General features: G+C 59.1%; 1 protein-coding gene. It reads left to right on the forward strand.

Features of this window, described 5'->3' with window-relative positions; translation table 11 throughout:
- Positions 1 to 96: 96 nt before the first annotated feature.
- Positions 97 to 1059: an IS30-like element ISPpu17 family transposase gene (locus AAEZ06_RS26850; RefSeq protein ID WP_004577240.1), complete on the forward strand. Its 963-nt coding sequence runs from the start codon at positions 97 to 99 to the stop codon at positions 1057 to 1059.
- The last annotated feature ends 7 nt before the right edge of the window (positions 1060 to 1066 follow it).

Genomic DNA, 1066 nt, shown 5'->3' on the forward strand with positions numbered 1-1066 from the left:
CCTGAATTCATAGAATAAGCGCAACGCTTGAAACGAGAGGCAGAGAGCCAGCCACCGGTAGAATCCAGGCTCTCACACCGAAGGATTCAAGCGCAGATGACTACGCATTACCGGCAGCTGACTCAGGGACAACGTTACCAGATTGAGGCTGGCTTGAGCGCCGCAGAGAGCCAGGCGAGCATTGCAAAGCGGGTCGGCGTGCATCCCTCGACGATCAGTCGCGAGGTTCGCCGCAACAGCACCCAGAATATCTACAAGGCTGTTTCTGCGGCCCATGAAAGTGATGCTCGTCGAGCGGGTGCGCGCAAGTTTTGCAAGCCGGCGACATGGCTCAGCCATCATCTCCCGGTGTGGCTCAAGCATGGCATGAGTCCGGAGCAGATCGCCCAGCGGTTGAAGCAGGAGCAGCCAAGCCGGGCGGTCAGCCATGAGTGGATTTATCGGTTCATTGCCGCCGAACAGCGCGCCGGTGGTGAGCTTTATACCTATCTGCGACATCGCCGAAAGCGCTACCGGAAACGCTATGGAAGCCACGATCGGCGCGGGCAGCTGCGTAATCGCGTGTCAATCAGTGAACGCCCAGCCGAGGTCGAAAGCCGCGAGCGCCTGGGGGACTGGGAGGGCGATACGGTACATGGACTGGGCGGTAACCTGGTGACCCTGGTTGATCGCAAAAGCGGCTATCTGAGCGCCTATCCGGTCAAGCGCAGAACGCGCCGGCAGGTAACGCGGGCGATCAATCTGATGCTTCAGGGCCATGCCGCTCACACGCTGACGCTGGATAACGGAAGGGAGTTTGCCGGGCATGAACGCATCGCGCTACGGAGCCAGTGCCAGGTCTTTTTTGCAGACCCCTATTCATCCTGGCAACGTGGCACCAATGAAAACACCAACGGTCTGCTCCGCCAGTATTTCCCCAAGGGCAGCGACTTCAGCAAGCTGACCGTCGAAGCCGTCAATCGGACAGTAGCGAGGATCAATCTACGCCCGCGCAAGCGCTTGGGCTGGAAGACGCCGTACGAAGTGCATACAGGGGTGAGCGTTGCACTTATGTGTTGAATTCAGG

Origin of the sequence: Pseudomonas sp. HY7a-MNA-CIBAN-0227 (genome assembly GCF_040310325.1) — a bacterium.
Classification (GTDB): Bacteria; Pseudomonadota; Gammaproteobacteria; order Pseudomonadales; family Pseudomonadaceae; genus Aquipseudomonas.

Coding starts and splice junctions, on each gene's coding strand:
- AAEZ06_RS26850 (WP_004577240.1), top strand. CDS start 97: ATGACTACGCATTACCGGCAGCTGACTCAGGGACAACGTTACCAGATT.